The organism is Deltaproteobacteria bacterium (genome assembly GCA_009929795.1).
In the GTDB taxonomy this organism is placed as follows: domain Bacteria; phylum Desulfobacterota; class Desulfovibrionia; order Desulfovibrionales; family Desulfomicrobiaceae; genus RZZR01.
Genome location: RZZR01000111.1, coordinates 1 through 7,517 on the forward strand (window position 1 = coordinate 1; position 7,517 = coordinate 7,517).

The 7,517-nt window shown below is 59.6% G+C and carries 6 protein-coding genes; 1 reads left to right on the top strand and 5 read right to left on the bottom strand.

What is annotated here, in order from left to right:
• The coding region (locus tag EOM25_10675) for a xanthine dehydrogenase family protein subunit M (GenBank protein NCC25640.1) at positions 1 to 513 on the top strand (513 nt) is incomplete at its 5' end.
• On the opposite strand, the gene EOM25_10680 is transcribed toward EOM25_10675, so the two are convergent.
• From EOM25_10680 to EOM25_10700, 5 genes are all read right to left on the bottom strand, one after another.
• Positions 510 to 1,715: an MFS transporter gene (locus tag EOM25_10680; protein NCC25641.1), complete on the bottom strand. Its 1,206-nt coding sequence runs from the start codon at positions 1,713 to 1,715 to the stop codon at positions 510 to 512. The genes EOM25_10675 and EOM25_10680 overlap by 4 nt on opposite strands.
• A gap of 195 nt (positions 1,716 to 1,910) precedes the next feature.
• Positions 1,911 to 2,864 (bottom strand): hypothetical protein, encoded by a 954-nt coding sequence (locus EOM25_10685; protein ID NCC25642.1) that lies wholly within the window; start codon positions 2,862 to 2,864, stop codon positions 1,911 to 1,913.
• A gap of 73 nt (positions 2,865 to 2,937) precedes the next feature.
• Positions 2,938 to 5,610: a cytochrome C gene (locus EOM25_10690; protein NCC25643.1), complete on the bottom strand. Its 2,673-nt coding sequence runs from the start codon at positions 5,608 to 5,610 to the stop codon at positions 2,938 to 2,940.
• A complete protein-coding gene (locus EOM25_10695) occupies positions 5,607 to 6,668 on the bottom strand; it encodes a hypothetical protein (GenBank protein NCC25644.1) in 1,062 nt (353 codons plus the stop codon). Before EOM25_10695 ends, EOM25_10690 begins: the two co-directional genes overlap by 4 nt.
• A 51-nt stretch (positions 6,669 to 6,719) precedes the next feature.
• On the bottom strand, positions 6,720 to 7,517 hold the full coding sequence (locus tag EOM25_10700) for a DNA polymerase III subunit delta' (protein NCC25645.1): 798 nt from the start codon (positions 7,515 to 7,517) through the stop codon (positions 6,720 to 6,722).

Genomic DNA, 7,517 nt, shown 5'->3' on the forward strand with positions numbered 1-7,517 from the left:
CTGCACGTCCTTGGAGCAAGGGTCGAACTCCTCTCCCAAAACGCCAGAAGGGTCATGAACCTCGATGAATTCATCCTCGGCCCGGGCAAGACCGCTCTACGCCCCAGGGAAATCTTGACCCGGATTCTCGTTCCCCCCACCCGGCACTTTCAAGTCCAACACTTCGAGAAGGTCGGCCAGCGCAAGGCCATGGCCATCGCCGTGGTCAGCCTGGCCAGCCTGTTCCGCCTTGGCCCCCGGGGCCTGATCGAGAAGGCCCGCCTGGCCCTGGGCAGCGTGGGGCCGACAATCATCCGGCCAGCCGAGGCCGAAGCCTCCCTGATCGGCCGCAAGCTCTCCCCGGCCGCCTTGGCTCAGGCCGCTCGTCTGGTCCGGAAGGCGATCCGACCCATCGACGACATCCGGGCCTCTGCCGAGTACCGACGGCAGACGGCCGGGAATCTGGTCATGAGACTGGCAGAAAACGAATATGCGAAAAATTTCAAAAAAACCGATAAGTTGCTTTGCAACTAGGCTGAGCTTTCGCGAAGAATACTTCCGATCAGGCTCCGTACAACCAGGGCCGCCAGCACCGGCAGAACGGCAAAGACGAAAAAAAGTTCTGAGGATTCAAGGCCATAAGCCAGAAACATTCCGGCCAATACCGGGCCAAGAACATATCCGCCGTCCATGGCCGAAAGCATGACATTTGTGTTTACCCCTCGCAGATGCTGGGGTGAAACATCAAACATCGCTGAACTGAAAAGCGGAAAGATGAACCCGAGACAGATTCCGTACACGGCGGCAAGAGCCAGAATGAAATCTGGCTGGGAGGCCAGGGCGAACAAAACCATGCAGAGGGCCAGGAGTCCGAGAAATATGGCCAACAAAGTGGCCTTGTTGCCCCGGTCCAAAAGCGCGCCGCACACGACTCGGACGAAAATGGTGGCCCCGGTCGAGATGCTGAAGAACAGCCCAGGGTTTCCGGCATTCAACTCCTGGAGATGGTTCTTCATATAGAAGAAGACAACCGTCGTGGAGGTGTAAAAAAGAAAATTGGCGACCAAGAGCCTGGAAACACCAGGTGCTCTCAAACCGGCCGCTATCTCTCCGAAACCCGGCCGGGCCGTGGCACGGGATGGTAAAAATCGGATCATCCGTCGAACCCTCATCCCAAGGGGCCACAACAAGAGCATGGCCGGCAGGAGCAACGGAGCGGCCATGGCGTAGACATGGGCCTCGTTGCCGACAAGAGGGAGCAGACGTTCCACCAGAGGAGGCAATACGGCATAGGGCAGGAGGCTTGTGACGGCAAAAACCCCGAAGGCCTGTCCGCTGCGCCCTTGCGGGATGAAGATGACCATCACCGCCACCACGGCCGAAATCAAGAGCACAAACCCCAGGCCGTGAACCATCCGAACCACTGCCAAGCCCCACAGCCCCTCGGCCCACTGATACGAGGTCAGGGCGGCCATGACGAGTCCAAGGCCCAAACCCGCGGCCCTGAGACCGTTTCGGGGGGTCAAAAACGGACTGATAATCGGCCGAAACACCAGGGCTGCGGCCGATTCAAGCCCCAGCAGCAGACCTCTCCACTCGGGAGACACTCCGATCCGCTCCATGTAGACGTTGAATCCGTAGAAAATCGAGATATTGCAAAAGGCCAGAAAACAGACCAGACTGAGAACGATAAATCCAAAGCTGATCAGGCCTTGCCTGGATTGTGCTGACTGCATCGACGAGCTCGATCTCCTAGATGTTTTTTGACGAATCCGAATCGTTTTGCCCGAACATTGCCCAAAGCAAAACAGCTATCCATGAGACTTCGAATCCACCTCGTCGGCTTGGCATTGAGCCCGGATTCAGCCTTCAAGAACCACATACTTCCGAGTTTTTTCCGCTTGGACCCGGGAAAGCGCCCCGCGTTCCTCTCACCCCCACACGGCGTAGGGAAGACCCACCAGGATCAAAGACCCGATCCGGGCCGTCTGGTTGTAGACGATGAGCCGCCAGGCCAAAGCGGGCTTGAAGATACCCGCATAATACGGAAACTGGTGGCGGAAAGCCCGCATGGGCGAGGACAAAATGTTCCCGACCAGAAGGGCCAGGACCACCTCCTTGGTCCCCAGGGTACCGCCGTCCAGCAGGGCCCCGGCCGCGGCGATGCCGGCCGTGAACTCGGCGGCGATGTGAAAGACCACGATGCTCAGGGCCTGGGGTGGCAGCCAGGAGACGCCCAGAATGGTCTTTGATAAATAATCTTCCAACAACCTGAAGAATCCGGTCGTATTCAGGATGTAGACCGCCGTGTAGATGGGCAGGGTGTAGATGAGGATGGAGCGTAGTCTCCGGCGGCTCCGCTTCCATATCTTGGCCGCCAGGGTCTTCCAGGTCCGTTCCCCCTCCTCGGGCAGACGGCAGACCACACAACCATCCTCGGGCCTGGGCAGCAAAAATCTCGAGACCATGGTGATGGCCGCGGTCCTGAGAAAAGCCGAGGCCACGGTCAGGCCCAGATAGACCACGGCCGCGCCCTTGATGACCGGAGCGATGATGAAAAACATGGTCGGCAGATGGAGAAAATAGGTCGGTAGGCTGTTGAAGAGATTGGAGAGGACGAGTTCCTTGCGGCTCAGTCGACCCTGATCATAGGCCTCGGCCAGCATGGTATTGGCGCTGACACCGGAAAAAAAGGCCAGGGAGAAGCTGGCCCCGGACACGTCCTGGAGATGGGCGGCCCGGGTGATGGGCGTGGCCAGCCTGGCCATCATGGAGGTCCAGTTTAGGGCCTCGATGAGGTTGCCGACCACCAGACCGATGGACATGAAGACCACCAGTTTGACCAGGGGCAGAAGCAGGCCGGCGGCCAGTTGAATCAGATCCACGACAACTCCCGAGGGAATGTGCGGGCCGCCGGATCATCCGAACCGGCGGCCCTCATAATGTTTCGGCTTGGCCTCAGTTCGTCCTGGAGATCAGGTGAACATTACGGAAGGGCCGCATGAAGTTGGGATGATGGATGGAGAAATCCATGTCCTCGGTATGGCAGAGGTTGCAGTTCCGGTTGGAGCCGATGGGCAGATTGTCGCCTTGGTACTGCAGGGGCGGGATGTTGTCCCGGTTCTTGCCGTACATGTTCTGGGCCGGGTAGTTGGCGTGGGTCGAGCCGTGACAGGCCGAACACATGATCCCGGCGTCGTCCGAGCGCATCCGGAAGAGTTCCTCTAGGCCGTTGGTCCAGACATTGAAGGCCGTGGCCCTCACCGGCGCCTGGAAATCCACGTGGCAGGTCAGGCAGTCGGGTTCGTTGATCCAGGGCGTGCGGGGATTGATCTCATCCACGGAGTCCACCATCCTGGGCTTGAGGTTGGCCATGAGCCGGGCCGCCGTGGGCCGTCCATCCTCATGTTCCCGCTTGAGCAGACTCAAGGCATGGTCCTCCAAAGTGCCGTGGCAGTCGACGCAGGTCAGCCCCAGGCTGGCATGCACCCCCCGCTGACATCCGGTGGGCCCGGTGGCGCTGGAAGGGTGGCAGAGAAAGCAGGCCGTCTCGTCCCGGTCCGTCAGGTAGTTAGCGTGCCAGCCGTGGATGGCCGCAGGAAAACCCAGAACCCCAGGCTCACCCTCGGCGCCCAGGACCGGGTCGTGGTGGCAGCTCTGGCAGAGCCTGGGCCGGCCGGCCTTGGCTTCGACCAGAAGGTTGGTCCGGTTGATGCGGTCGTGCACGGCCAGAATGTCGGCCGAGGTCTCGTCCGTGAACCCGGCCACTCCGGCCACCCTCCATTGCCCGCCGTGACAGTTCTTGCACCCCATTTCGGTGGATGTCGGGGCGACCATTCTGGTTTGGGCCAGAACCTTGCCCGTGGACGCGTCCCTGGCCGTGATGGTGAACAGAGGATAGGGATTGAAGCTGCCGTCGGCCGGGTAGGGGGTCACAGGAACCAGGGAGGCCTCGAAGGCCTCCAGTTCGGACGAAAGGTGCATGGTTCCCTTCAGACCATTTCCGGACAGCCCGACATTCTCGGGCAGCGGCTTGTCCAGACCGAACAATTCGTCGGCGAACTCCCAGAACCGGACTGATCCGGCCGGGTTCTCGAAACCGGGCTCCACTTCGTACTCCAGAACCACGCCCTCGGTGACCAGGGTCGGGGACGGGGCCCTACGAATGAGCTGGGCAAAAAGGTCGTTGGCCGGGGGCAAAAGAGTCCAGTACTGGTCGCTGTCGGAAATGCAGTGCATGCCCAGGTTGTTCCATGCCAGGAGCACGTATTCGTCTCGGCCCTTGTCGAAAGGCGGAATCTCGTTGGGCAGACTCTTGGCCTTCTGGCCCTCTTGGGCCGGTGGCCCGCCACCGTTCAGTTCCTCGACAATGTACCGGGCCAGGGCCCACCGCTCCTCTTTGGTGCCCATGAACCGGGGCATGTAGGTGTTCAGCTTGCCCATGCCGTTCAATTGGGAATCCATGCCCAGCACCGTGTACTTGGCCGTCAGAGGCCTGATGTCGTTGTTGGGCCCGCCGATGCTGTGGCAGGCCGAGCATTTGAGAAGAAATATCTCCCGGCCCGCGGCCAGCTCGTTGCCGGGAGTGATCTCTCTGTGCTCCACCCAACGGGCCGTCTTCAGGATTCCGGCGGCATTGATCCCGGCCTCCTGGGAGACGAGAATGGAGTTGGAGTACATGAAGTCGCTGATGACAAAGGGCCGACGGCCAGCCTCACGGATCCACTCGAAACATCCCATGTGGGCTAGGCCAAGGATGAGAAGGACAAAGGCCACCGGCTTGCGGACCGCTCCAGGCATGCGCACGGCCATGACCAGGCCACCAAGAAAGATCACCGCCGAAACGATCAGGAACCCGTTGTAAAAAGGGATGATCTCGGGATTTTGTCCCATGATCATGGCCTTGGGTCCCTCGGGCAGGGCGGCCAGATACCACCAGGCCGACAGGATCATGAACACGAAGGGGATCATCACCCAGCGGGCGCAGTACCGGACCAGACTCTGCCGGACCTCCTTGTCCTTGACGAATACGGCCGTGACGAATCCGAACAGGCCAGCAAAGACAAAGGCCAGAAAGGTCCGGAAGACCGTGGCCGGAACAAAGGTCGGGTTGAAGAACCCTGACCAGAAACTGCCGGTCTGAAGCCAGCCGCCCGGAGTGAGCATGAAGGTGATGATGCCGTTGATCAGAACCAGGGACAACCAGGCGAAGATGAAGTAAAGCCAGCCGATGATCAGGTGGCGACGCCGCTCCATTCTGCCGAAGGTATAGTAGTAGACCAGAAGGGCCACGATCTCGCCCACGAAGCAGACCCACTCCGCGGCCCAGCCGAAGACAAAGGTGTGGATCATGACCGAAGTGGCCGACGGTTGCAGCAGGGAGATGGTGAACCAGATGCCCACGCCGGTGATGCCTCCGGCCACCATGGTCAGCAGCAGAAAGAACAGGCTGTGTTTTTTGGCATAGTCCAGGATGGGCTGGGAATTCTCCCGGTAGCCCTTCATTTCGGTCAAAACCAGGAACAGACCCCCGCCCACGGCGAAATGGGCGATGTAGACGTGGAACACGGCGATCAGGGCGATGAGCAGCCCACCTCCGGCGGCAAAGAGTTCCCAGACGGGATAGTTCATCGCGTCACCTCCTTGCCGGTCTCAAAGCCCAGCTTGAGCATGTAGACCACGGCCGCCAGCCCCACCAGCAGGATCACGACAAAGAGGACCATGGGCCCGTACTCGGGTTTGACCATCAGTTCGGCCGGATTGAAATAGCCCTTCAGATAGGCCGTGCGAACCAAATCCCGCATGAGGACCATGACCACCACCGTTCCCAGGAAGGTGTACAAAGAGGGCCAGACCTTGTTCTGGAACCCGAACAGGAGCAGGAGCGCGGCCAGGATGAGGCCGGCCATGAACAGGGCCGTGGCCGTTCCGTTCCCGCCCATGAACATGAGCATGACGTCCTGGGGCAACGCCAGGAGAAACCAGATTCCCACGGCCAACTGGGCCACGGTGGCAAAGGAGAACCATTTCATACCCAAAAGAAGCTGTTCCTCGGCCTTGGCTTCGGATTTCTTCCATCTGGAGGTCACGGCCAGAAAAAGCCCGCCGGCCGCCAAGGAAGCCAGGACAAAATGGAGATACCTGGGAATCAGGGTCGGATCGGTCAGGGACAGGATCGTCCCGGAACGATTGGCGAAATAAGCGGGCCATCGCTCAGGGCTGATCATGAGGATCATGTTGTTGGAAAAGAAAAAGGCTACGGCCAGGATGCAGGCTACGGCCACGGCCAGAAAGACGGTTCTGGCTCTCGGCCAGGCCTCGTATTTGTATTGAAACACATAGAGGGAATAGTAGGCGGCGATGATGATGAAAACCACCGACAGCCAGTACACGGCCATCAGAATGCTGCTCGTGTAGACGAGATTGCCGAAAAGGACCTGGAGAAACAGAAGTGGGGCCACTCCGAAGTTGACCGTGAAGGCCATGACGATGGGGAGCTTCGGGGACAAAACCGGACCGGTCGTTCTTGCCCGGCCCCGAATCTGATCGACCAGGGCGATGACGCTCGATCCGAGCAGGATGTTCATGGCCAGGAGATGAAGCATAAAGGTGGCCACGAGCAGCACCTGAAACCAGCCCCAGGCAACGGGTATGGTGTCGGCCAAAGGTATCAGTAAGGCCGAATCCATGAGAGTTCTCCTCGTTGGATTGTGAATGTTCCCATCAGGATCATGCCCCATTCATGATTTTTGTCCTGCGGCCATCCAAAGCCGCAGGGCCAGAGTGTCCAGTACCAGGGCCGGATTCGCATTGACCTGCAGGCATTCCACGGTGTCTTCGAGAAAGCAGTTGACCTCAAAGATTCGACCATGATCGAGTCGGGACAAAAAATTCTCCAGGCCGTCGGGTACGTTTTGTCCATGAAGCCTGGCCATCAGGGATTGCTGCATGGCCGTCACGATCCGAAGAACAAGGGCCTTGTCCACGGAGCCCTTGGTTCCGGTCCGGGAAAAAAGGCCCCGCCCGGTCAGGGCAAAATCGGCAAGGCTTCCGAGCCAGTTTCGTGTTTCCGGATCGATTACACCAGATGCAGTCACCCGGGACAGGGTCAGAACCAGGCTTCTGGAGATGAGAGTCGGGAGTAAGGCCTGACGGACAGGCACCAGGAGCGCGAAGACATTCCCGGGAAGGGGCTCCTCCATGGATTTCAGCAGGGCGTTGGCCGCTTCGACAGTCAATTCCTGGGCCTCGGCCAGGAGAATGACCCGGGTGCCGTCGCCGTGAGGATGGTCGGACATGACCGATCGAATCCTCCTAGCCTCGTCGATGCCAATGGTTCCCTCTCCTCCGTCCACCAATTCAAGGTCCCGGAAAAAGCCGACCCTGATTTGGGTGCAGACAGGACAGTTCAGACACGGCCGTTCAGGATTCGAACAATTGAGGGAGGCGGCCCAATAGAGCCCAAGCTCCCTTCTTTCCTCGGCCGTTCCGGCCTCGAGAATCAGGGATCGGGGAGGATTGGCGGACAGCCTGGCCAA

What these genes read in the sequence shown, in the direction of transcription:
- EOM25_10695 (NCC25644.1), bottom strand. Translation starts at nt 6,668, where the DNA reads ATGGATTCGGCCTTACTGATACCTTTGGCCGACACCATACCCGTTGCC.
- EOM25_10680 (NCC25641.1), bottom strand. Translation starts at nt 1,715, where the DNA reads ATGCAGTCAGCACAATCCAGGCAAGGCCTGATCAGCTTTGGATTTATC.
- EOM25_10690 (NCC25643.1), bottom strand. Translation starts at nt 5,610, where the DNA reads ATGAACTATCCCGTCTGGGAACTCTTTGCCGCCGGAGGTGGGCTGCTC.